Here is a 22,739-nt window from a genome sequence, read left to right as displayed (position 1 = left end):
GATTACAAAGACATAAAGCACTAGGTATGCCAGTTAATTAAAGATCCGTACAGAATTCCCATTAAAACTGGTACGGTAATTCAGCATATCGTAATACCTATTACCGTCATCTGGTCTGTTCAGCATTTGTCCCGTAAAAAGACTGTACTCATAGTCCTCACAAGAGCAGGTGGCCACTTGTCCGCTAAAGCTCATGGTAGAGCAGTCGTTGGGCGGATGGTTTGGACAGCTGGCCTCAAAGGCACTATAGGTGTCGATACCTGATTTTATAACGAAAGCCCCGCGGGTACCTACCTCTTGGGACGTTACCAAAACTACGCTCCCTAAATTTGTCAAAGGGCTATATAACGGAAGGTTTAAATTGAGCTCAAAACTAAAGCCCACCTCCTGCAAGTAGGGATTTCTGTTGGTGCGTTCGCTCTCACAAGCGCATAAAACTAGTAAGGATACAAGTAGGAAAATACGTTTCATGTCTAACCACGGTTTTAACAAAAGCTAAACAAAAATGCATAAAAAATATGTATCTTTGCGTTAAATCCTCTCTAAAAAAGCCTGTAAACAAGGCATAAGTAGGGGATTTTCTTATTTATTAAACGATGCTATTATGGGTAACGTATCTTACTACACCGCAGAAGGTCTAAGAAAACTAAAAGATGAGTTAAATCAGCTTAGGGATATTGAACGTCCTAAAGCTTCGCAAGCCATAGCCGAGGCACGTGATAAAGGTGATTTGTCCGAAAATGCGGAATATGATGCCGCCAAAGAAGCACAGGGTCTGTTGGAAATGAAGATTTCTAAAATGGAGGCGATTCTGGCCAATGCAAGATTAATAGACGAATCCCAACTAGACACTTCAAAAGTCCTTGTCCTTTCTACCGTAAAACTAAAAAATCAAGGTAACGGTATGGAGATGAAGTACACCTTGGTGGCCGAAAGTGAATCTGACATAAAAACAGGTAAAATATCCGTGAGTTCGCCAATTGGAAAAGGTCTTTTGGGCAAAAAAGTAGGTGAGGTGGCAGAAATTGCCGTTCCTAACGGTACCCTAAAATTAGAGGTATTGGAAATTACAAGAGAATAGCTCACGAATTTTATTATCTTTAATCCTGTTCCCAAAAAGAACAGGATTTTTAGGTTTTAGATTTTAAATTGATTCCAATTTATCGGATGATTTTCAATTGGGGAATGTTATAAAACCTGGAAACTCGAACCTTTAAGCTGAAACCTTGAGCTTTGAACCCAAAATCTATTTTATATGTCAACCTTGTTCACAAAAATCATAAACGGGGAAATTCCTTGTTATAAAATTGCGGAGGATGCCGACTTTTTCGCCTTTTTGGATATCAACCCAAACGCCAAAGGCCATACCTTATGTATTCCTAAAATTGAGGTAGATAAAATTTTGGATATGGAAGAAGAGCACTTTTTGGGCTTAATGGCTTTTTCCAGGAAAGTAGGCAAGGCTATTGGTGAGGTCATTGCTTGTAAGCGGGTAGGTATTACCGTTATAGGTTTGGAGGTTCCGCATGCGCACGTGCACCTGATTCCATTGAATACCATGGAAGATGCAAAATTTCAACATAAAGTTACTTGCACTACCGAGGAATTTGAAACAATAGCAGCCAGTATTAGGGCTAATATTCGATAGGCGGGCCAAAAAGAAGGTAGAGTACTGCGGCAACCACCACCAGCAACAATAATAGTGCTATATATAGCAAGATGGTGGGCTTGGAGGATTTTGGTTCCGGGACTACCGTTTTTTGATAGTAATTGAACATCCGTTCTATATCCTCCGTCCAGCTCACGGGATAGATATTTGATTTACATGTATTACAAACCAACCTGTTGGTAACCTCAGCGGTTGTTTTATGATAGAAACGGCCGTACGTATGTTTTTGAAAAAAGGTGAGGTTCAAGTCTTGGTTAAAGCATTCCGGACAATTATTTGTGAGGTTCGCTTCTTTAACAACGACTAACTTTTCTTTTGCCATAATTACACTGCTACTTTTAGGGATATTTGCATGATGGTACCCTCTTTACCAGACGAAAGTACTTTTATTTTTCCATTATGATATTCTTCTACGATTCTTTTAACAAGCGACAGGCCTAGTCCCCAACCTCTTTTCTTGGTCGTAACCCCGGGGTTAAAGATGGTGGTATAGCTGCTTTTTGGAATTCCAGAGCCTGTGTCCGCTATCAGTATATTCACGAATTTCCCATCGGGAACGATCTCTATGGCAATGCTGCCTTTGCCTCGCATGGCATCTATTCCGTTTTTGACTAGATTTTCTATGGTCCAGTTGTATAAGGAGCTGTTTAGGAGTACGGGCACGGATTCTATTTTGCTTACAAAGGAAAAATGGATGAGCTTGGAACTGCGTTTTTTTAAATAGGCGTAAGCTTTTTCAGTTTCATCTACAATATCCAATTTATCCAATTTGGGCAAGGAGCCAATTTTGGAAAAACGTTCGGTAATGGTCTGTAGTCGGTCAATATCCTTTTCTATCTCTTTGGTGATGTCCGGGTTTATATGTTCCGTTTTTAATAATTCGTTCCAGCCAAGTAATGAGGATAATGGAGTGCCGATCTGGTGCGCTGTTTCTTTTGCCATGCCCGCCCATAGTTTGTTCTGCTCGGAGGATTTATTGGTCTTGAAAAGGAAATAAATTACGGTTCCAAATAGAAAAATTATCAATAAAAGCGCAATGGGGTAGTATTTTAATTTGTTCAACACATCTGAATTTCCGTAATATAGGGTAGCTAAATGTTCGCCTTGTTGATCAATTGAAATTGGTGTGTTTTCGCTTTGGAACTGTTTTAATTTTTTTTGAATATAGACCGAGTCCGTTACTTTTTCCTTTGGGATGTTGTTTACGCGAATAGAACTGTCCTTGTTGATCAAGATCATTGGCGTAGAGGTATTGTTCTGGAATACCCGAAGATGAAGGTTTCCAAGCTCTACGTTTTCGGACGATTGTAAAAACTCTGACTGTGCCGTAGCCCAGATTTCCATTTTAAGGCGTTCCTCTTCTTTAAAGGTTTTAAAAAAGCTATTGGTGTTCCAAAGAATAAGGCTAACCACAGCGAACGAACCAATGAGTAGAAAAATAGTAGAGGTCTTGCTTTTAGGGTTGAATTTCATTCCAATGTTATCTAATACTAAAGATAACCTAAATTGTAAATAATTGTTGTGCTGTATTCTTGGGTGTTAGTTTTATTACCGCATCATTTTATGTACTTTTGAATTTAGATCGAATTAAAGAGCATTTAAGATGGAATTAGAAGGTAAAGTAAAGTTAGTTGGAGAAACCAAAACTTTTGGTAACAACGGATTTAGGAAAAGAGAACTGGTGATTACTACAGATGAGCAATATCCACAGCATATTTTGGTAGAGTTTGTACAGGATAAATGTGATTTGTTGAACAATTACGGCGTTGGACAAGATGTAAAAGTAGGTATTAACGTAAGGGGAAGGGAATGGACCAACCCACAGGGAGAGGTGAAGTATTTCAACTCTATTCAAGGCTGGCGTATAGAAACGGTACAGCAACAAGCTCCGGCGGCAGGCATGCCTCCCGTTCCTCCTATGGAAGCATTTGAACCTGCAGATAATTTAAACGAAGAAGATCACGATGATCTTCCGTTTTAAAATTCTGATATAGCATAATTATATTTGCTTACCGCAGTTTCCATATTATTTGGAACTATAAAACTTGTTTGACATAAAAGGTTGAACAAGTTTTTTGTTTTTTTAGCTTTTGGTTACATTGTAAATAAAAACGGTGTGAAAGAAGGAAAACGGCAAAATTCCATTGCATTTCTGTCGGATAGATTGGTCTTCCCGGATGTATCTTTGGCCAATAAGGAAGGCCTATTGGCCGTTGGTGGCGATCTTTCTCCCGAACGGCTCTTGTTGGCCTATCAAAACGGTATTTTTCCTTGGTTTAATGAAGATTCGTTGATTCTTTGGTGGAGTCCAGACCCCAGAATGGTGCTTTTTCCAGATCAAGTAAAGGTGTCCAAAAGTATGCGTAAAGTACTTCGGGACCAAAAGTTTAGAATAACCGTAAATACATGTTTTGAAGCTGTAATAAAGCACTGTTCTACCGTAAAACGCCAGGATCAAGAGGGAACATGGATTACCGAAGACATGAGAAATGCTTATATAAGGCTTCATGAATTGGGATTTGCCAAGTCCTACGAAGTATGGGAGGACGATAGTTTAGTTGGCGGATTATATGGTGTTGACTTGGGTACGGTTTTTTGCGGAGAAAGTATGTTTAGCTTTAAGGCCAACGCTTCCAAATTCGCGTTCATAAAACTGGCAGAGGAACTTAAAGAGAAAAACTATAGCTGCATTGATTGTCAGATCTATACGGACCATTTGGCAAGTATGGGAGCCTTTGAGATTCCTAGGAAGGAGTTTATTGGTCTCCTAAAGTGATAGCACAAGACTTGTGAGCAGAAAAAAAACATGTCCTGTTTCTTGTGTATAGTTCTCTGCCCTGTATTCCGTACCAATCTGTATTTTGGTGTTTTGGTCCAGCATCCATCCCAAGTTTGCCTTAATACGTTGGTCATATTCAGGGTGCGTAGCTGTCGCAACGCTCCATAGGGATTCTGTGGATAGCACCAAATAGGTTTCGCCAATATCCAATGATTCGCCCTGAAGGGGAAAATCCAAAGCGAACCGGTATCTAAATCTATGGATGGTAGCACTGTTGGTAATGCGCTGCTCGGAGCGTAACCGGTGGCCTAAACGAAGTCCCCTATCGCTTTTGGTTATGTTGTATTGCTGCACAAGTCGTAGCTCGTTTTCCCTAGTGGCATCAAAAAACCCGCTAAACCGGTATTGAATTCCAAAACCAACACTTTGGTTGCCCCTGATCTTTAGGTTGGAAAAATGGGCAAGGTCCAACTGCCTTATCGTGAACTCTGTTTCACTGTCCCTAAAGACAAACGTACGTTTTGCAAGTGAAAAATTATGCGAGTAGTTTGGTGCTACGGTATAGTTTATTCCTATTTGGGGTTGCCAGTATCCGATAACAGCATCTTGCCCTTGCGTAAAGTACGAGGCAAAGAGAACCAGAATAAATAAAAAACGATTATGATTAGTAAAGGACATGGTCATAATTGGCAGGTAATCGTTTTCTTTTATTTATAAAATTGCCCTCGGCATTAAAAAGAACTTCATATTCCAAATAGCTTTTACCTTCTTTGCCAGATACAATAATTTCGTAGTTTAGGGTAGGTATAAGTAGATTTTGAAATGCGTTCCGCAATGTGGTTGTCAGATCTTCATTTGCGGAACAGAGGTATTGTTGCTGTATTTTTTTTATACGGTATTTTTGGAAAGACATGCCAAAATACCTTGTTATCCTCGCTAGCACATCTGATGGGATGTCTAAAGGTTTGATCGTTATTTCAATGTCCTCAAGGTTGCCGGCAACATTAAATTCCATACTGTACCAAAGTTTGTCCTTTTTAAACTTTGCTTCATAACTACTTTTGGCACTATCCGTTTCCTTATAGAATCGTAATCGTTTTGTATCTGTTATATTGGTATCTAGAATCTGTAGTGCCAGTGTTGGAAATTGGTCTTTTCTTATGCGATATTCCCGTTCGTATTTGTTTTGGGCAAATGAACCAAAGGAGTATAAAAAGAAAATAGTAACAGTGAAAATTTTAAGGGTTACAGACATTGGGTTTGGATTTTATACTTCGTTATATCTAAAACAACTCGTTTCATGATCATTGACCATTCCGGTTGCTTGCATGTGTGCATAGATAACGGTGCTTCCTACAAATTTAAATCCATTTTTTTTAAGGTCTTTGCTGAGTCGGTCCGAAATAGGAGTGTTAGCAGGGGCCTCTTTATAATTGGTTACCTTGTTCTTTATAGGTTCGTGATTTACAAATCCCCAAATGTAATTGCTAAAACTGCCGTATTTTTTTTGGATTTCAATAAATGCCCTAGCATTTGTAACGGTAGCATTTATTTTAAGTTTATTCCTAATTATACCGTTGTTCAGTAAAAGGGCGTCTATCTTTGACTGATCGTATTCGGCTATCTTTTTGTAATCAAAATGGTCTAGTGCTTCCCTAAAATTCTCTCTCTTTTTTAGTACGGTTATCCAACTGAGACCCGCCTGAAAGGTTTCAAGTATCAAAAATTCGAAAATAGAGGCATCGTCCTTTAGCGGAACCCCCCATTCTTGATCATGGTAGGCTTCGTACAGGGCATCTCCCTTGCACCAACCACATCTATTTTTATCCATAGTATACCATTAATTGCCTAAAGATAGGGCAATAATTACAAGGTTATTGCAATTTATATCTATGGGGGGTAACTAGATTGTTTTTAAGGTGGCCACGAGCCGTTTGTTGTGCTATGCAGTGCTGTACCCTCAAAGGAAAAGAGGTGTTCGGTTAGCTATGAACAGTATACAGAAGTAGCTGTTTGCATATCGTCTACTTTTGTTATTACTGTTTTAAAAACGAACAGTACGGATACTAGCGCCCCGTTGGAAACAATCAGGATAAAATAAAAAGGAAGGCTGTGTAGCTTAGTTTGTTCCTAAGGATTATCCTGATGCTTCTCATTAACTGATCAGTGTGCCGCTACATAACTTTTACTTAAGTAAAGAGATTTCCAGTGTGCCATTTATTTTTATGGTCGCCCCTGTTTTACGTGCTTCCGCAAAAAAAGCTCTTGCTGTTGCTTTTTCCCGTTCTAACTCTCCTATTCTCCCGTCTGGATATCTAGTGTCCGCAAAGGAAGAGCCCTCACTCAATGACAGTCGTTGTAGTTTATGAAAATTTAGTTTTTCATCAATAAGGGAAGTTACAACGTCGTTGGCCTCCGATATGGTAAACTCTCCCTCTACTAGTTGAATTTTTTGCGTTGTGGTCTGTTCCGTTTTGGCGTTTGCTACTTTCATGATGTTTTTTTTGTATAAATTTAAGTTAAAGTACAAAGTTGGTATTAATTATTTATAAATTTTTATTTATATTAATTATATAATACATAAATATAGATTATATTGCGCTAAATTTTAAACGTAGGTCCAAATCCCTTAGGAATTTGTTGACTGCTGGGTAGGTTTAGGATATCATGGTTAATTGGTAAAAGGAACTTAAAAAGGTTCCCCTCGTTAGTTCTGTGAAACACAAGCGATAAAGGTGTACGTTTTTCTGCGTCTGAGAAGTTTCTTTTAAAGGCACTAAAGCTGTGCAAGGAGTAAATACTAGGGTATTTGGCAGGAGCCAAAGTGGTTAGGCTACGCAGCTTGGTCGTATTTTTCCTATCTAATGCCTGTTTTGGCAAAACTGCTCTAGTTTCTGAGCTGGCGTTAGTAAACGGAGTGCCATTAAGATTATGTTTCTTGGCCGAGAACTCGTCTAAATAAACGATGTCCAAAACTTCATAAGCAAGTTGACTATTAGCTTGTAAACATATAAGACTAAAACATATTGTGATGATTATATTTTTCATAGCTAAGGTATTTTAAAGATTTCCGCTTTTTTTAAAGGTAAGAAGCATTTATCATTAATTTTTATTTATATTTATTATCAAAAACATAAAAGTTTTTAATGAATTATACACTACATCAACTACAGGTATTCTTGAAGGTTACCGAGAAGGAGAGCATTACAAAGGCTGCCGAGGAATTGTTCTTGACCCAGCCGGCGGTGTCCATTCAATTAAAGAATTTTCAAGACCAGTTTTCCATTCCTTTAACAGAAGTGGTAGGCAGAAAACTATATGTAACCGATTTTGGTAAGGAAATTGCCGAGGCAGCGGAAAAAATAATCGATCAGGTTTATGCCATAAATTATAAGTCTTTGGCGTACGAAGGTAGTTTGTCCGGTAAGCTTAAGATTTCGATCGTATCTACAGGGCAGTACGTTATGCCCTATTTTTTGAGTGATTTCATTAATGAAAATTCTGGAGTGGAATTGGTCATGGATGTCACCAATAAATCCAAGGTGGTTAGGTCTTTGGAGCGTAACGAGGTGGATTTTGCCTTGGTGTCCGTAGTACCCGATCATCTTAAAGTGAACAGCGTAGACCTTATGGAAAATAAGCTTTTTCTTGTAGGCAGTACTAAGAGTAAAACAAGTCGTAAAATAACGAAAAGGATTTTTGAGCAATTACCGCTCATTTATCGCGAACAAGGCTCGGCAACGCGAAATGCAATGGAGAATTTTATCAAAAAAAATAATCTACCATCAACAAAAAAAATTGAGCTCACCTCAAATGAGGCGGTAAAGCAAGCTGTAATCGCAGGATTAGGGTATTCTATAATGCCCCTTATCGGTATCAAAAGCGAATTGCTGAATAAGGAGTTACAAATAATGGAGGTAGCGGGGCTTCCCATAAGTACTACCTGGAACTTGGTTTGGCTTTCGGCAAAAAAACAATCTCCGGCGGCAATTGCATTTCTAGAGTATATAGAACAAGATAAGGAACGAATTATTGCTGAGCACTTTAGCTGGTTTGAGACTACACTTTAGCCGTGTTTTCTCTAAGTAGGTCTGCGAGTTCCTCATCCATGTAAATTATGGGAACGGAATACAGCATGGGCATGTTTTCAACAAAATGTTTTTTGAGTTCCTTGTTTATGGCCGAGAAGAGTAAACCCTTGGTTTTGCCGATAATTAAAGTTCGGTGCTCGCTTACCAATTCGCCTTTCTCTGTTTTTTTCTGATAAATGGTCTTTTCCGATACAGCTGCTTGTAGCAATAGTTTTTTGTCCATTAAAAGATCGATGATTTCAAGAGCCTGAACACGATCCGTAGCCATGATATGTGCAAGTATCATTCTTTTTGTTGTTTTAGTGGTACTGTCCCAATATTTTATTCAGCGGTTTGTTTCACCTAAATTATGTATTGGAACTTCGTTATGAAGCTTCGAGATACAATGAATACCGGCATTTTATCGATTTTAGCATAGTACCGTTATGGTTACATCGTAAAAAAGTAGCGCAGCGGTAGTATTCGCAGTAGCTAGGAGCTGTAATAGTTTTTCTAATGCATATTCTGGGTTTAACATGTAAATTTCCGGTAAAGCCGAACTTGGTAAAAAACGGCATCTCTAATCTGGTGATAATAGCCTTTGAAACTTTGGAAAACTAAATTTATCGCTAGATTTTTTAATGTTAATTTGTTGTCCTCATCTTTACGTTGTTTGGATTCAAGTAATTGTCATGAAAATTTTAGGATTTTTTTGACGGATGTTTTCTTTATCCCGGTTAGACTTATAAACGCAACACGAATAAAACGCGCTTTGGTTGTATGTCTTTTCCTTTATTTTTTCATTAACACTTTAATATCTAGTAAGTGTTAGGAGCAATAGATAAAAAAAGCGGAATCTTTGGAAACTTAAACGGCTTTAGACAACTTTAAGGGTTGTGCCGGATATTTGATCCTAATTTCCGTATTTAATATATTTCGATATGATACAAGGTTTAATTAATAGTTACTGTTAACACTGTTTATTTACCTAAGGCTTATGGCGTGCTTTCTATGGGTAGGGCCGCTTCATTTTTACCGTAGCGAACAGGTGTGAGTTTAGCATTTATAGTGGGGTATAAGTTAAAAAAGTTACCTCCATCTTCTCTTCTTAGCACCACGTTTTGTGTGCCATCGGATGCTATGTCCAAACTATCGACAATAAGTTTGCTGCCAAAAATATTTAGATAATTTCCAATTCCGTCCAGGTCATTTAACCCTCCTACGATAATGGTAGAATTTGTCGTAGGAAAGCTAGTTTCGTTTGCTTCTGTCCAAGGACTATAGGAAGAGGTTTGCCTATGTTCAAAAGATAGTTGGAATAGCTCTTGGGATTTCCCTATTAAAGGGTGCAGAATTAGTACGATTAAGAGTAGTTTTTTAACCATAACTGTTTGATTTTGAATTTATTTATGTAATATACGGTTAAGTAGTAAAAATAATGGCTTTAGTGTCGTTAAATATTAGTTAAACTATTAGTAATTAGTAGTAATGCTATTATATTTGTGCAGGAAAATAAATAACAGCTATGGAACATTTGCTTCAATCCGTTAAAATAAAGATAAACGAAAAGATTTTTCTCAAAGATCCAGAGTCTTCAGATCTAGGTAAGAGAATTATAGAAAATAGTATTCTAATGATTAACGAGATGGGTTTTGAGAGCTTTACCTTTAAAAAATTGGGAATTAAGATAGGGTCCAATGAAAGTTCCATATATAGGTATTTTGAGAATAAGCACAAATTGCTCCTGTATTTAACCTCTTGGTACTGGGGTTGGTTAGAGTATCAACTAGTGTTTGCAACCAATGGTATCGCGGATAGTAGGGACAAATTATCAAGGGCAATAGAAATTGTTACGAAAACTACTGCTGAGGACAATGCGTTTTCACATATAAACGAAGTACTTTTGAATAGAATTGTAATTAACGAATACTCAAAATCATATTTGACAAAGGAGGTAGATACCGAAAATAAGGAGGGATATTTTGTTATTTATAAGAGATTGGTAAACCGTTTAAAGGAAATGATACAAAATGTTGATAAGGGGTACGCATATCCTTCTAGTTTGGCCAGTACAGTATTGGAAGGTTCGTTGCACCAGCATTTTCTAAAGAACCATTTTGTTTCTTTAACAGATTGTAGGGGGAACGATGATTTGAGTCAGTATTTTACAAACCTCGTTTTTTCCGTGCTTAAATCTTAAAGGAAGATGTCAAAAAATATATTGACCGCTTGGCAGCGGCTTATTGGGTTGTTGCGTTTGGATAAGCGAGACGTTTTACAAGTTTTTTACTATGCTATTTTTGCAGGTTTGGTTAACCTCTCCCTGCCTCTGGGTATACAGGCTATTATCAACTTGATCCAGGGGGCTCAAGTGAGCACGTCATGGATTGTGCTTGTGGTAGTGGTAACCCTTGGAGTAGTTTTCGTAGGGGCATTACAGTTGATGCAAATACGTATCATAGAAAATGTACAACAAAAGATTTTTACGAGGGCTTCCTTTGAGTTTGCGTATCGTTTTCCAAAGATAAAGATGCGTGAACTACGTAATTTTTACCCACCGGAATTGGCAAATCGCTTTTTTGATGTACTCAATATTCAAAAAGGACTTTCTAAGATTTTGTTGGATTTTCCCGCTGCACTGTTACAAATTATTTTTGGCCTGCTCCTGCTTTCCTTCTACCATCCATTTTTCATTATTTATGGCATATTGTTGTTGGCCTTGATTTATGTGGTCTTTAAGTTTACCATTGAGAAAGGATTGGAAAGTAGTTTGATAGAATCCAAGCAAAAGTACAAGATGGCGCACTGGATCCAAGAGGTGGCCAGATCCATAATAAGTTTTAAATTATCTGGCAGAACTTCGCATGCACTGAATAAAACAGACGGTTTGGTAGATAAGTATTTAGAAGCCAGGGAAGGTCATTTTAAGGTTTTGGTGCTGCAATTTATACAAATGATCGGCTTTAAGGTACTGGTAACGGCGGGACTTCTTTTGATCGGAGGTCTTTTGGTACTTAATCAAGAAATGAACATTGGACAGTTTGTTGCTGCGGAGATTATTATCTTATTGGTCATCGCCTCTGTAGAAAAATTAATTTTGGGACTAGAATCCTTTTATGATGTTTTAACCTCCTTGGAGAAATTGGGACAGGTGGTAGACAAGGATCTTGAACCACAGAGCGGTGAGAAACCATTTGGGGAAAATGATAGTTTTACGGTAGAGTTGAGTAATGTGTCTTATGAAGTGCCGGAGAAGACCGGTAAGATTATTGATAATATATCGCTTACAATTACCCCTAATTGCTCTATAGTCCTTCAAGGCAATAATTCATCTGGAAAAACAACACTGTTAAGGTTGATTGCCGGTATTATTGAGCCTACCGAGGGCGATATTTATGTAAACGATGTTTCTCTACAAGGTCTTAACCTAAATTACTTTAGATCACATTTGGGCCAGTCATTGACCGAAGAGTCCCCTTTTGAGGGAACACTTTTGGAAAACCTAACCTTTGGCGATACATCCATCACCAGAGACGATATTAATTGGGCCTTAAAGCACACGGGTCTAACGGAGTTCGTTAAATCACAAGCCTTGGGCTTAAGCACGATACTGTATCCCGAGGGTAAACAAATATCCTTTACTATTGCCAAAAAAATTGTGTTGGCCAGGAGTATTATTCGAAGGCCAAAACTACTTATTCTTAAAGACCCGTTAGACCATTTTAATCCGGATGAGGCTATTAGGATAATGGATTTTTTAACACATCCGGATCGCAAGTGGGCTTTGGTCGTTGTTAGTCAAAACCCTAGATGGGCGCAGCGGTGCGGAAGAGTTCTTACTTTGGAAAAAGGAAAATTAATTAGCGAAAAACAGAAAGATGCTTAATATTTCAAAGAACCCTGTAAATAAGACGGTACATCTTGTTGGATACAAATCCACCGATAGGGTTTTTCATAAAAAACACTACAAACGCTTTAATCAGTTTCTTAAGGTGTTTGCCGTGATTATGGTGATTATACTGTTTCTGCCTTGGACGCAAAATGTAAGTGGTGAAGGTTTCCTCACCACGCTTAGACCGGACCAACGTCCTCAGACCATACAATCCCCGATTCCGGGTAGGATAGAAAGGTGGTACGTGCAAGAAGGAGATTATGTGAAAAAGGGAGATACCATATTGTTCATATCCGAAATTAAGAACGAGTACTTTGATCCAATGTTAGTGGAGCGGACCGGAGATCAGATCAGGGCCAAGTCTGCCTCGGTAGTCTCTTATGAAGGCAAGGTGGGTGCGCTGAACAATCAAATTATCGCTCTGGGCAGGGAACGTGAGTTAAAACTGGAACAAGCGCGTAACAAATTGTTACAGTCCAAATTAAAGGTGCAAAGTGATAGTATAGACCTAGAGGCCGCTAAGACCAATATACAAATTGCACAACGCCAGTTTGAGCGCACAGAGCAGCTAGAGAGCGAAGGATTGAAAGCAGTTACCGATGTGGAAGAAAAACGCTTGAAATTACAGGAAACACAAGCTAAATTGATTTCCCAAGAGAATAAATTGCTGGCCGCCAAAAACGAGGTCATAAACGCCGAGGTAGAAATTAACAGGGTTAGAGCCTCGTATACGGACAAGATTTCGAAGGCCCAGAGCGATATGTTTACAGCGCAGTCCAATCAGTTCAACTCGGAAGCTCAGGTAACCAAACTGGAAAACGAAAAGACAAACTATGAAATCCGGAACCAGATGTATTACATTCGAGCTCCCCAAAACGGTTTTATCAATAGGGCCATACAAGGAGGTATTGGAGAAACCTTTAAAGAAGGTGATCGACTGGTAGGTATTATGCCATCGGACTACCAAATGGCGGTAGAGACCTTTGTATCGCCTATAGATTTGCCTTTAATGCATTTGGGGGAAAAAGTAAGAATATGGTTCGATGGTTGGCCGGCCATTGTTTTTAGCGGATGGCCAAATGTGTCTTACGGTACTTATGGTGGCAAAGTGGTAGCGATTGAGACCTTTATTAGCGATAACGGTAAATACAGGGTGTTGTTGGCTCCCGATGAAGAGGATAATGCATGGCCAAAGGATATTAGAGTAGGTTCTGGGGCCAAGACCATAGCCTTGTTAGAGGATGTGCCTATATGGTTCGAACTTTGGCGGCAACTGAACGGATTTCCGCCAAATTATTATCAACCAGAGGGCGCCCAGGCTAAACCGGTAAAGAAATAGTGATGCGAAACCTGGTTGTATTGGTGATTTGTTTCATGGCCATTGCGCCCAAGCTTTGCGCACAGGATTCTATTGTCCTGCAGTTTAGCGAATATTTGGGGTATGTTAAAAAATATCATCCGATAGCCAAACAGGCAGAATTGGCAATAGGTATGGGGCAGGCGAATTTAATGAAGTCCCGTGGGGGCTTCGATCCAAAAATAGAGGTAGACTATGCCCGTAAAGAGTTTAAGGGAACGGAATACTATGACGAACTTAATGCAACGTTTAAGATTCCTACTTGGTATGGAATAGATCTAAAAGGAAATTTTGAACAAAACGAAGGCGATTTTTTGAATCCTGCGGAAACTGTTCCGACCAATGGGCTTTACAGTGCGGGAGTTTCCGTTTCATTAGGACGTGGTTCTTGGATCAACGAACGAATGGCTACCTTAAAACAAGCCAAGTTTTTTAGGGAACAGACCAAGGCAGATCGCGACCTCCTGGTAAACCAAATACTGTTCGATGCTTCCCTTACCTATTTTGATTGGTTACAGGCGTATAGGGACAGCAAAGTATTCGCTAACTTTCTTAACAACGCGCAAATTAGGTTTGTAGGCATCAAAAAGAGTGCTTTGGTAGGAGAAATAGCGGCTATAGATACCGTTGAGGCCAAAATTGCCGTCCAAAGTAGGGCCTTGGAACTGGAGCAGGCCAAGGTAAGGTTCAGGAATAAATCTTTGGAACTTTCCAATTTTCTATGGTTGAACGACAATCTTCCGTTAGAGCTACAGAACAATGTAATACCGGAAGAGGATATTGCTGCCGACATAGATAATACATTGGAAATCTTAGGTAAACCCTTGGATAGTTTTACCATTGACAACCACCCTAAACTTAGGTCCTTAGGTTTTAAGATAGATGGCCTACAAGTAGATAAGCGCCTTAAGACCAATAAATTATTGCCCACGATAGACGTAGACTATAATTTTTTGACAGAATCCCCAGAACGTATCAATTCTTTCGTGACGGACGAGTACAAAGGTGGGGTTACATTTCAGTTACCACTGTTTCTGCGAAAGGAAAGAGGCGATTTGCGGTTGGCGAAGATTAAATTACAAGATGCGGAATTTGAGTATGACAATGCCCAGATAGAGATTCGTAATAAAGTGTACGCTATTTATAACGAGTTGGAATCTTTTCAGGACCAAAATGTACTAATAAACGATATTGTTATAAACTACAGGGTGTTACTCGCTGCGGAGGAAAGAAAATTTAGTTTTGGGGAGAGTTCCCTGTTCTTGATCAACTCAAGGGAAAGCAAGCTTATAGATGCGGTATTAAAACAGAACTTGGTGCAGAACAAGTACTACGCGGCAAAGGCAAAACTGTTCAATAGTTTGGCGGTGAATCCGGAAAATCTTTAAAAATATTGGCTTATCCGCTAGAAACACTAATAGCTTCTATTGTAGGCGGCGTTCTGTGACCAAAAGCTATAGGTTACATCTGTTTGGATGCTATGAAAAGTTTGTTTTGTAACGTAGGTTGTTGTAGTCATTAGTTGAGCGGATCGCTTGTATCTTGGGTTTGGATAGCAATAGCCGAAGCCAACAGATGTGATGTAGTAGAATTACAATTTGGTAACCCGAAAAAGGTTTTATAGGCTTGAAACCATAGTTGTCATAACTGCGTTTAATTTTGGGTTTTTGGCTTTGGGGCAATCGGATAATAGCCCCGTTTTTCACTTTATTTCATCTTAAAAATAAGGTACCAAAAATAGATTCTTTTAATGCTCTGCCATTATTATATCACAATATGATAGTTTTACTATGAAAATATGATATATTAACTATTGTTTAACGGATTATTACTATTGAAATAAATTTTGTGAGGTATTTTTGTGCAGCACACTAGACCAACAACCTAGTCGATTTATAGAATAAATATAAAAAGACAAATTGTATGAAGAAGAGCAGACCTGTGTTGTTTCCAGAGTTTATCGGTAATGAAAATATGTCGAGCAAAGTGGACGTTAGATGGCAGGATATTAGACCGGAGCATAAGTTGAAAATTGGAAAGCCATCCAATCGATATTATCAGTATATCTACCCCTCGCTTAATTTTGAAGATCATAGTTTGGATAACTTAAACGGCCTATTGGATTATGAAGGTTTTGAAGTATACGTAAGAAGTATTTTAAAAATGAAAAATGGAGAGTCCTATGCCGTTTTGGCTAGGCAGGGAGATGTGCTTTTCTCCCAGGATATGGTGCATATTTATGCCGAAATTCAAAAGGCGCACGAATCATTTGAGTTGCTGGATGCTTAACTGCGTATAAAGTATAGCAGCACAACCATTTTGGGCCTATATGAGTAGTTTTTTAGATACTTTGTCTTTATAGATAAACGTACAACAGGTATAAAAGTAAGCTCCCAGCCTTTCACTTTGCAGGTTAGATAAGGATTTTGCTGGAAAATATTTCCAGCTACCATTAAATTGGTGAGCTCCTTACAAGAGAATAATTTAAATAATTATCCAATTTAGGGTTACAATGAGCATATATAAAACGGGTGTTCGGTCGCTGGCTTGGTGCAATGTAACAGGAGTTGCAAAACAACGTTGATTAAGTTCGTAAATTGCACTTAAAAGTACGAATCACATAAACGTATAGAACAAATTTTATGACAAGATCTACGGATGAGTTAATACAAGAAGCGCTGACAAAAGCAATTTCCTACACGGAATATAGAGAACTGGTTGCCAATTTGGCCAAATACGGCAAATCAACCGGTGCTACGCAAACAGATGACTTGGCAAACTATACAAAGTTGAATGACCGACGAATGAAACGTTGGGACAAAATGTTCAAGATAGACGAGACGGCCGCCAAAATTGTTCTCGGGACAACTAGAAACCAAACATGGCTTGTCTTGACCGAAAGTTGGTGTGGAGACGCTTCACCTGCCCTGCCGGTTATGGAGAAAGTAGCAAGTCTTAATCCGGGTATTAGTTTGCGGATCATCATTAGGGACGAGAACGAGGCGTTAATGAATAGATTCTTGACCAATGGTGGTATGTCTATCCCTAAACTTATTGTCATGGATAACGCAAGCCAAAAAGTACTTGGAACTTGGGGGCCTCGCTCCCAAAACGCCACAAAACTGGTAGAAGACCACAAGGCCTTGCACGGTTCTATATTGCCCGAGTTTAAGGAAGAACTACAAGTATGGTACAATACGGATAAAGGGCAAAGTATTTTAAAGGAGCTCCTGGAATTACTTACTTTGGAATAAATACGTTATGGTTCCTTTTTGTATTGGTTTGGATGCTTTGCTAAATTTTGCTTTTAACGCATAGGCGATAGCGTTCTCTACCAGACAGCCGTTGGACGTACCGGAACTTTTTGCATTGAAACTGGCATCGGTAACATAGCCATTGGCGTCTACATCTATGTTAACTACTACTTTTCCCCCTTCTATACAGGTGTATATGGGCGGAGGAAGTTTAATACTGTTCCTGTTTAACAGGGAATAGGATATCGTTGTTCTTCGTTCTGCCAAATAATCCGTAAACTCTTTTTTTTTGGCTTCTTTTTCGCCTAAAAGTTGTTTCTGTTCTTCACGTTTTTTTGCAAGTTCCTTTATTTTGGTGCTATATTCCGAGTCGGCCATTAAATCGTCCGATGCGGAGCCTTCTGCAAAAGGTGTGTTTTCCGCTAGAATTTCTTCTAATGTTTTAAGGGGTTCTGGATTGCCATAGCTGGGTTTGGCCGTTTCGTTGAATGCTGTATGGCTTTTTACCTGTTGGACCTTGGACTCTTCTTCAATAATTTTTTCTTCTGCAAGTATTTCTTCCAGTAGCTCCTCGTCCAAGATCATTTCTACTACATAGTCTTCGTCCTTTTCGGTCTTGCCACCTAATTGAATCGAATAAAGTACCAATACAACAATTGCCAAGGAGAAAATGGTAATTATAAGGGATAATTGTTGCCTGTTGAGGTTCATGGATATATAACTGCTTTATTTGGAAAATAGTACAAAAATCCAAGCCATAAGGCTTAGGAGTCTAGTTCTTTCAATACTATTTCCTCAAAAACCATTGGGTCTAGGGCATTATCTACGTTGTAAACCCCTATTTTGGTTCTCCTAAGAGAGGATAAATAGGCGCCGGAAACCAAGGCTTTTCCAAAATCATGAGCGATAGAACGGATATAGGTTCCCTTACTGCATACGATACGAAAACGAATTGTGGGTAATTTAATTTCAGTTATTTCAAATTCGGTCACGGTAACTTTTCTGGTTTGTATCGTTACAGGTTTTCCTTCTCGCGCGTATTCATATAGTCTTTTTCCGTCTTTTTTAAGTGCGGAAAATATAGGTGGGGCCTGATCTAGCTCGCCAATGAAGGTTTTTGCGGTTTTATGTACCAGTTCTTCCGTAATATGTTCAATGGTAAACGTATTGTCTATTTCTGTTTCCAGGTCGTATGAAGGTGTAGTTGCACCAAGTATTAGTGTGCCGGTATATTCTTTTTCGAGTCCTTGGAACTCGTGTATTTTTTTAGTGAATTTGCCAACACATATCATAAGCAAACCTGTTGCGAGCGGGTCTAAGGTTCCGGCATGGCCTATTTTAATCTTTTTTAGACCAAAGCGTTTTTTTAAAACCCATTTTAGTTTATTTACTGCCTGAAAGGAGGTCCACTGTAAAGGCTTATCTATCAATAGTAATTCACCGCTTAAGTAATCTTCTTTAGTTTTCACGTTTTTTTTAGGTATGTAGTTCTCGTGGTGCTTCATTCGAACCGGCTATCTTATCTTGGGGGTTTCCAAGAACCTAATTATCAAATCCTAATATTGGTTGGATTCCTTGTAAAGATGTCGTTTTTCCTTACTATTTTAATTTCGAAAAGAGTCTATGGATTCATGAAACCATAAACAATGGCGATAAGTCCTACAACCAAACAGTATATGGCAAAATAGCTTAACTTGCTTTTACGTACAAGTTTTATCATCCATGTACATGCTGCTAGCCCGGCTACAAAGGCCGCTATAAATCCGGCTCCCATAGCAATATTGTTTTCTCCATTAGAAGTAAGGTCCCCACTTAGCAGATCTTTGGCAATCTTGCCAAAGATCAAAGGCACGACCATTAAAAAAGAAAATCGCGCCGCTTTAGATTTATCTACTCCCAAAAGTACCGATGTTGAAATAGTGGCGCCACTTCGCGAAATTCCAGGTAGCATAGCGATCGCTTGCGAAATTCCTACGATAAAGGCATTTTTAAAACTTACTTTTTTATCCGTATCCTTTGCCTTGTCCGCAAAATATAGGAGTACGGCCGTAATTACCAGCATAAAGCCAACAAAGCGAATATTGCCACCAAAAAATGCTTCTAACTGCTCTTCAAAAAACAGGCCCACAAAAACAGCGGGGAGCATGGAGATGATTATTTTGACGGAAAACTGACTTTCCTCGTTCCATTTGAACTGTAAAAGCCCGCTTAGGATCTCCCATACATCTTTTCTGAAAACTACAATGGTACTCAATGCAGTTGCAAAATGCAGTATTACGGTAAACAGTAGGCTTTCTTCGGGTACGGAGTTATCTCCAAGAATGGCTTTCCCCAATTCTAAATGACCACTGGAGGAGACAGGTAAAAATTCTGTTAATCCCTGTATTATGCCCAGGATAATGGCATCTAAAATTTCCAATTAGCTTTTTGTTTTATGCGGATTCAACAAAATAGCGTACACTTCTATTCCTAAGCCTATAAGCACTAAAGTAGGAGCTAAGCGGATTCTTCTAAAATTAAATATTTCAGGGTTAAAGATATTGGGGTCGTCCGTTCCGCCCCCACTCATCAATATAAAACCTAATGTAATAAACGCCAGCCCTATAAACATGAAAAGATAATTTTTCTTTTGGAAAATAAACTCTTGTTTAGGGGCAGACTGAATATGTTTCTTCTTACTCATAATACAAAGTTAGCAAAGTTGGTCATAAGTACATCGATGTCACCCAATAAAACCATTAAATAGGTTCATATCCGGCATGAAGTTATCAATAATAAAGTTCATCGGTTCTAAGGTTTAAAAACCGCTGTGTGGCAAAATAAGTGCTGGTTAAGGAAATAAGTATGCCCAATACGAAAACCCCGACGAGCAGACTTATAATAATATAAGGTTCGTCCAAAAGTCCTAGGTCTTGGAAATTGGTATTCACATAATAGAGTACACCACCGATCGCTATCAGGGCCAAGAGGGCTCCCAACATGCCCAGTTTTATATTTTGCCAAATGAAAGGCCTTCTGATGAAGCTTTTGGTAGCGCCTACCATTTGCATGGTTTTAATTACAAAACGCTTGGAATAAATAGATAGGCGAATAGAACTATTGATCAATAATACGGCGATGAGGGTAAAAATGGCGCTGGCGGTCAATATCCAAAAACTGATTTTCTCCACACTTTTGGCTACCATGCCTACCAATACCTTATCGTAGCTTACTTCTTCTACGTAGCTTTTTTCAGAGAGGGTCTCGGCAATTTCAGTTACTTTTTCGGCCGTAACAAAATCTGCCTTAAGGTTTACGTCTATAGAATTCTTTAAAGGATTATAGCCAAGGTAATCTACAAAATCCTCCCCAATATCCTCACTATGCTGTTTGGCCGCTTCTTCTTTGGATACATATACGGCAGATTTTGTGTAGTCGGACATAGCCAAGGTTTTCTGTAGCTGTTCCACCTCTATTTCTTTAGCGTTCTCTTTTAGGAATATAGAAATGGTGATCTGCTCTTTGGAGCGGTCTGCCATTTTTTTGGTATTCAAAACCAGAAGTGCCAATATTCCCAATAAAAAGAGTACCAAAGCAATACTTAGTACTACCGAGAAATAGGAGGAGATAAGCTTTCGCTTCTGGTAATTTTCAAAAGAAGTGCTCATAGGACCATTTAAGTACCGTAAAAATAGGAAAGTAATGTGAAACGGGCCACAACAATTAACATTGCTATTGGTTCGCTATTTAAGGTGTGGAGCGTTTATAACGTTACAGTAATCGTAAAACATGGTATTATCGCTTTAAAACGAAATATCCGTTACGTACGGTATCTTGAATCTGTATGCGGTACCAGTAATTACCGGAGGGCATTTGGGCTCCGTTAAAAGTACCGTCCCAAGAAGGATTATCTGCCCCCGCGTTTTTAAGCAGTTGTCCAAATCGGTCAAAAATGGATAGCTCAAAGGAAGAAAAGAATTCCAGCCCTTGCGGTATAAATACATCGTTATTCCCATCTGCGTTGGGAGTAAAGAACTTAGGGATGACCAAGTGGATAAATTCTTGGGATATAATACCGCAGTTATTCCCAAAACGTATGTTAACGGTATAGCGACCTCCTTGAATTCCGTAGAACTCAGGGCTCGTTTGAAAAGGGCCGTTGCCCAATGCAAATTCAAACTGTCCTTCGTTTTCCAAATCGATACTAATGTCCGCGCCGTTAGATATTATATTGCTTATTATTGGCTGTGTTGCCGGTCTCACGGTTATCGTTTTAGTATTGGAGCAGCCCTCGGAATTGGTAACAACAACCGTGTATTCCCCTGCAGTGGTTATCAAAATTTCTTCTGTAGTCTCTCCTGTGCTCCATGCATAGGACATGTTTTCCAGATCAGCCGAAAGGACAACGGAACTTCCGTTACAAATCTCTATTGTTTCGTCCGTTACTTGGGGTATTTGGTTTACCGTATAGGTAAGGGGCGTTCTAAGAGTAGATATACAGCCTATGCTTCCCGCAACACTTTCCGCATAGTAGGTTCCGGTAGCAGCAGGCCTGTAGCTAGGGCTGTCTTCCAATAAAAGAGTACCTCCCGTGGGGGCATCGTACCAGTTGACCCGTGCGTCTCCTGCAACGGAAACGGTTAAGGGGGTTTCCTCATTTTCACATTGGCTTATATCGCCATTGCTAACAGGGGGTGGTGGGGTGGGTATAACTACGATTTCAAAAACATCTGAAAGGACATTGCAAAGATCGTTGGATAGATTTACAGGGTCTTCCGCTACTTTTGTCCTGAAATAAGTGGTGGTAATTATTGGAGATGTTACCAATCTACTAGTGTTTTCACCTGGGATATCCGTCCAGATTAACTGGTCGGTGCTTTCTTGCCATTGATAGGCGAAATTGGTGAAAATAGTGCCATCTGGTGTAGCTTCTAACTCGGCCGTGATACCGCCTTGCCCTTCGCAGGAAATAAGTGCGGTTTCATTTTGTTCATCTGTTATTGTAATCGTATCACCACAAGAGCTAAATGAAATATCATCTATAGCTAAGTCATTTCCGCAGCCTCCGTTGGCGTTGTTCCTCATTTTTAAAATAACCGAGGTCTGCCCCGGTAAGGTTTTGAACACAAGGGCGTATTGTTCCCATTCTGGACTGTTGCTATTGGGAATGTTCCCCGTATCTCCTTGTGCAAGAAGATCGGTATCCGTTTCGTCCCAAATTTGAAACCTAACATTTATGGGAATGGGAATACCGTCGCAACCTGGATTCGTTGGTTGTAAATTTATTAGCCAGGAAGAAAATTCGTAAGTTGTATTCTCACAAAGGCCTGTCACTGTTCGCCTGTAAAATTCACCGGCGGTAAAACTTGCATTTACGATCAAGGACCGTCCATTGGTGTCCCCTGGGGTATGGTCGGCAACATTGGCCCAATCGTAATAGTCCGTAGTGCTACTTATGGTATATTCCCCATCTGCTGGCGTACCTGTGGTAAATAGATAATTAGTGGTTCCAATGGGCAAGGCAGGGCCATCGGTGAGGCCGGTGCCAAAATCCTCGGTAAAGATCGGAGTGCCCGAATTTCCAGTGCAAAATCCAAGCTGCGCGCTAAGGTCATTCGTAAAAAATCCGAGAGAACAGAAGAGTAAAAACAGGAGTTTGGAGCAACGTACGATCATCTTTCTAAAAATACTGTTTTAGGGTATAACGTTTTCTTTGGGCAACGATTGTACGAACCAAAA

The 22,739-nt window shown here is 39.3% G+C and carries 27 protein-coding genes; 11 read left to right on the top strand and 16 right to left on the bottom strand.

Features of this window, described 5'->3' with window-relative positions; all coding sequences use genetic code 11:
* Window positions 1-33: 33 nt before the first annotated feature.
* The gene (locus tag ACFQZJ_RS16025; RefSeq protein ID WP_379935888.1) at window positions 34-471 is read right to left on the bottom strand and encodes a hypothetical protein; all 438 of its coding nucleotides are present in this window, start codon (window positions 469-471) and stop codon (window positions 34-36) included.
* Between the two features lie 133 nt (window positions 472-604).
* Between ACFQZJ_RS16025 and greA the strand changes: the two genes are divergently transcribed.
* Together greA and ACFQZJ_RS16015 are read left to right on the top strand one after the other, a co-directional pair.
* Window positions 605-1,081 carry a transcription elongation factor GreA gene (gene greA, locus ACFQZJ_RS16020; protein ID WP_379935887.1) on the top strand — a complete coding sequence of 159 codons (477 nt, stop codon included), beginning with the start codon at window positions 605-607 and terminating at the stop codon, window positions 1,079-1,081.
* Between the two features lie 174 nt (window positions 1,082-1,255).
* A complete protein-coding gene (locus ACFQZJ_RS16015; RefSeq protein ID WP_379935886.1) occupies window positions 1,256-1,648 on the top strand; it encodes an HIT family protein in 393 nt (130 codons plus the stop codon).
* On the opposite strand, the gene ACFQZJ_RS16010 is transcribed toward ACFQZJ_RS16015, so the two are convergent.
* Window positions 1,635-1,991, bottom strand: a complete 357-nt coding sequence (locus tag ACFQZJ_RS16010; protein WP_379935885.1) for a hypothetical protein — start codon at window positions 1,989-1,991, stop codon at window positions 1,635-1,637. The two genes, ACFQZJ_RS16015 and ACFQZJ_RS16010, sit on opposite strands and share 14 nt — an antisense overlap.
* Before the next feature lie 2 nt (window positions 1,992-1,993).
* On the bottom strand, window positions 1,994-3,142 hold the full coding sequence (locus ACFQZJ_RS16005; RefSeq protein WP_379935884.1) for a sensor histidine kinase: 1,149 nt from the start codon (window positions 3,140-3,142) through the stop codon (window positions 1,994-1,996).
* A gap of 130 nt (window positions 3,143-3,272) precedes the next feature.
* On the opposite strand from ACFQZJ_RS16005, the gene ACFQZJ_RS16000 reads away from it, so the two are divergent.
* Window positions 3,273-3,650, top strand: a complete 378-nt coding sequence (locus tag ACFQZJ_RS16000) for a DUF3127 domain-containing protein (RefSeq protein WP_379935883.1) — start codon at window positions 3,273-3,275, stop codon at window positions 3,648-3,650.
* A 135-nt stretch (window positions 3,651-3,785) separates the two neighbouring features.
* Window positions 3,786-4,445 carry a leucyl/phenylalanyl-tRNA--protein transferase gene (aat, locus tag ACFQZJ_RS15995; RefSeq protein WP_379935882.1) on the top strand — a complete coding sequence of 220 codons (660 nt, stop codon included), beginning with the start codon at window positions 3,786-3,788 and terminating at the stop codon, window positions 4,443-4,445.
* On the opposite strand, the gene ACFQZJ_RS15990 is transcribed toward aat, so the two are convergent.
* The 5 genes from ACFQZJ_RS15990 to ACFQZJ_RS15970 form a co-directional block, all read right to left on the bottom strand.
* Complete coding sequence (locus ACFQZJ_RS15990) at window positions 4,437-5,126, bottom strand: DUF2490 domain-containing protein (RefSeq protein ID WP_379935881.1); 690 nt, start codon at window positions 5,124-5,126, stop codon at window positions 4,437-4,439. The genes aat and ACFQZJ_RS15990 overlap by 9 nt on opposite strands.
* Entirely contained in the window at window positions 5,113-5,703 is a 591-nt protein-coding gene (locus ACFQZJ_RS15985; protein WP_379935880.1) for a hypothetical protein, read from the bottom strand. The genes ACFQZJ_RS15990 and ACFQZJ_RS15985 overlap by 14 nt, the downstream gene beginning before the upstream one ends.
* A gap of 12 nt (window positions 5,704-5,715) precedes the next feature.
* Window positions 5,716-6,279, bottom strand: a complete 564-nt coding sequence (locus ACFQZJ_RS15980) for a DNA-3-methyladenine glycosylase I (RefSeq protein ID WP_379935879.1) — start codon at window positions 6,277-6,279, stop codon at window positions 5,716-5,718.
* A gap of 354 nt (window positions 6,280-6,633) precedes the next feature.
* Entirely contained in the window at window positions 6,634-6,942 is a 309-nt protein-coding gene (locus tag ACFQZJ_RS15975; protein WP_379935878.1) for a hypothetical protein, read from the bottom strand.
* 107 nt (window positions 6,943-7,049) lie between these two features.
* Entirely contained in the window at window positions 7,050-7,496 is a 447-nt protein-coding gene (locus ACFQZJ_RS15970) for a hypothetical protein (protein ID WP_379935877.1), read from the bottom strand.
* Between the two features lie 98 nt (window positions 7,497-7,594).
* Between ACFQZJ_RS15970 and ACFQZJ_RS15965 the strand changes: the two genes are divergently transcribed.
* Complete coding sequence (locus tag ACFQZJ_RS15965; RefSeq protein ID WP_379935876.1) at window positions 7,595-8,518, top strand: LysR family transcriptional regulator; 924 nt, start codon at window positions 7,595-7,597, stop codon at window positions 8,516-8,518.
* On the opposite strand, the gene ACFQZJ_RS15960 is transcribed toward ACFQZJ_RS15965, so the two are convergent.
* The gene (locus ACFQZJ_RS15960; protein WP_379935875.1) at window positions 8,508-8,825 is read right to left on the bottom strand and encodes a hypothetical protein; all 318 of its coding nucleotides are present in this window, start codon (window positions 8,823-8,825) and stop codon (window positions 8,508-8,510) included. The genes ACFQZJ_RS15965 and ACFQZJ_RS15960 overlap by 11 nt on opposite strands.
* Window positions 8,826-9,513: 688 nt before the next feature.
* Window positions 9,514-9,903, bottom strand: coding sequence for a hypothetical protein (locus ACFQZJ_RS15955; protein WP_379935874.1), 390 nt, complete (start codon window positions 9,901-9,903; stop codon window positions 9,514-9,516).
* A 140-nt stretch (window positions 9,904-10,043) separates the two neighbouring features.
* On the opposite strand from ACFQZJ_RS15955, the gene ACFQZJ_RS15950 reads away from it, so the two are divergent.
* The 6 genes from ACFQZJ_RS15950 to ACFQZJ_RS15925 all read left to right on the top strand — a co-directional run bounded on the left by ACFQZJ_RS15950 (window position 10,044) and on the right by ACFQZJ_RS15925 (window position 17,021).
* Window positions 10,044-10,718 (top strand): TetR/AcrR family transcriptional regulator, encoded by a 675-nt coding sequence (locus ACFQZJ_RS15950; protein WP_379935873.1) that lies wholly within the window; start codon window positions 10,044-10,046, stop codon window positions 10,716-10,718.
* 6 nt (window positions 10,719-10,724) lie between these two features.
* Window positions 10,725-12,404: a peptidase domain-containing ABC transporter gene (locus tag ACFQZJ_RS15945; RefSeq protein ID WP_379935872.1), complete on the top strand. Its 1,680-nt coding sequence runs from the start codon at window positions 10,725-10,727 to the stop codon at window positions 12,402-12,404.
* Entirely contained in the window at window positions 12,397-13,749 is a 1,353-nt protein-coding gene (locus ACFQZJ_RS15940) for an HlyD family secretion protein (RefSeq protein WP_379935871.1), read from the top strand. Before ACFQZJ_RS15945 ends, ACFQZJ_RS15940 begins: the two co-directional genes overlap by 8 nt.
* 2 nt (window positions 13,750-13,751) lie before the next feature.
* Window positions 13,752-15,155 (top strand): TolC family protein, encoded by a 1,404-nt coding sequence (locus ACFQZJ_RS15935; RefSeq protein ID WP_379935870.1) that lies wholly within the window; start codon window positions 13,752-13,754, stop codon window positions 15,153-15,155.
* Window positions 15,156-15,690: 535 nt separating this feature from the next.
* Complete coding sequence (locus tag ACFQZJ_RS15930; protein WP_379935869.1) at window positions 15,691-16,056, top strand: hypothetical protein; 366 nt, start codon at window positions 15,691-15,693, stop codon at window positions 16,054-16,056.
* Between the two features lie 353 nt (window positions 16,057-16,409).
* Window positions 16,410-17,021, top strand: a complete 612-nt coding sequence (locus ACFQZJ_RS15925) for a thioredoxin family protein (protein ID WP_379935868.1) — start codon at window positions 16,410-16,412, stop codon at window positions 17,019-17,021.
* On the opposite strand, the gene ACFQZJ_RS15920 is transcribed toward ACFQZJ_RS15925, so the two are convergent.
* From ACFQZJ_RS15920 to ACFQZJ_RS15895, 6 genes are all read right to left on the bottom strand, one after another.
* A complete protein-coding gene (locus tag ACFQZJ_RS15920; RefSeq protein WP_379935867.1) occupies window positions 17,004-17,732 on the bottom strand; it encodes an energy transducer TonB family protein in 729 nt (242 codons plus the stop codon). The two genes, ACFQZJ_RS15925 and ACFQZJ_RS15920, sit on opposite strands and share 18 nt — an antisense overlap.
* Window positions 17,733-17,785: 53 nt before the next feature.
* Complete coding sequence (gene truB, locus ACFQZJ_RS15915) at window positions 17,786-18,490, bottom strand: tRNA pseudouridine(55) synthase TruB (protein ID WP_379935866.1); 705 nt, start codon at window positions 18,488-18,490, stop codon at window positions 17,786-17,788.
* Between the two features lie 152 nt (window positions 18,491-18,642).
* Window positions 18,643-19,440, bottom strand: a complete 798-nt coding sequence (locus tag ACFQZJ_RS15910) for an undecaprenyl-diphosphate phosphatase (RefSeq protein ID WP_379935865.1) — start codon at window positions 19,438-19,440, stop codon at window positions 18,643-18,645.
* Window positions 19,441-19,704 carry a DUF3098 domain-containing protein gene (locus tag ACFQZJ_RS15905; protein WP_379935864.1) on the bottom strand — a complete coding sequence of 88 codons (264 nt, stop codon included), beginning with the start codon at window positions 19,702-19,704 and terminating at the stop codon, window positions 19,441-19,443.
* An 85-nt stretch (window positions 19,705-19,789) separates the two neighbouring features.
* Window positions 19,790-20,668 (bottom strand): cell division protein FtsX, encoded by an 879-nt coding sequence (locus ACFQZJ_RS15900; protein ID WP_379935863.1) that lies wholly within the window; start codon window positions 20,666-20,668, stop codon window positions 19,790-19,792.
* A 127-nt stretch (window positions 20,669-20,795) separates the two neighbouring features.
* Window positions 20,796-22,676: a T9SS type B sorting domain-containing protein gene (locus ACFQZJ_RS15895; protein ID WP_379935862.1), complete on the bottom strand. Its 1,881-nt coding sequence runs from the start codon at window positions 22,674-22,676 to the stop codon at window positions 20,796-20,798.
* Window positions 22,677-22,739 lie beyond the last annotated feature (63 nt).

This window comes from Maribacter chungangensis (assembly GCF_042676845.1).
GTDB classification, from domain to species: Bacteria; Bacteroidota; Bacteroidia; order Flavobacteriales; family Flavobacteriaceae; genus Maribacter; species Maribacter chungangensis.
The sequence above is the reverse complement of the archived record's forward strand: the minus strand, read 5'-3'. Positions and strand labels throughout refer to the sequence as shown.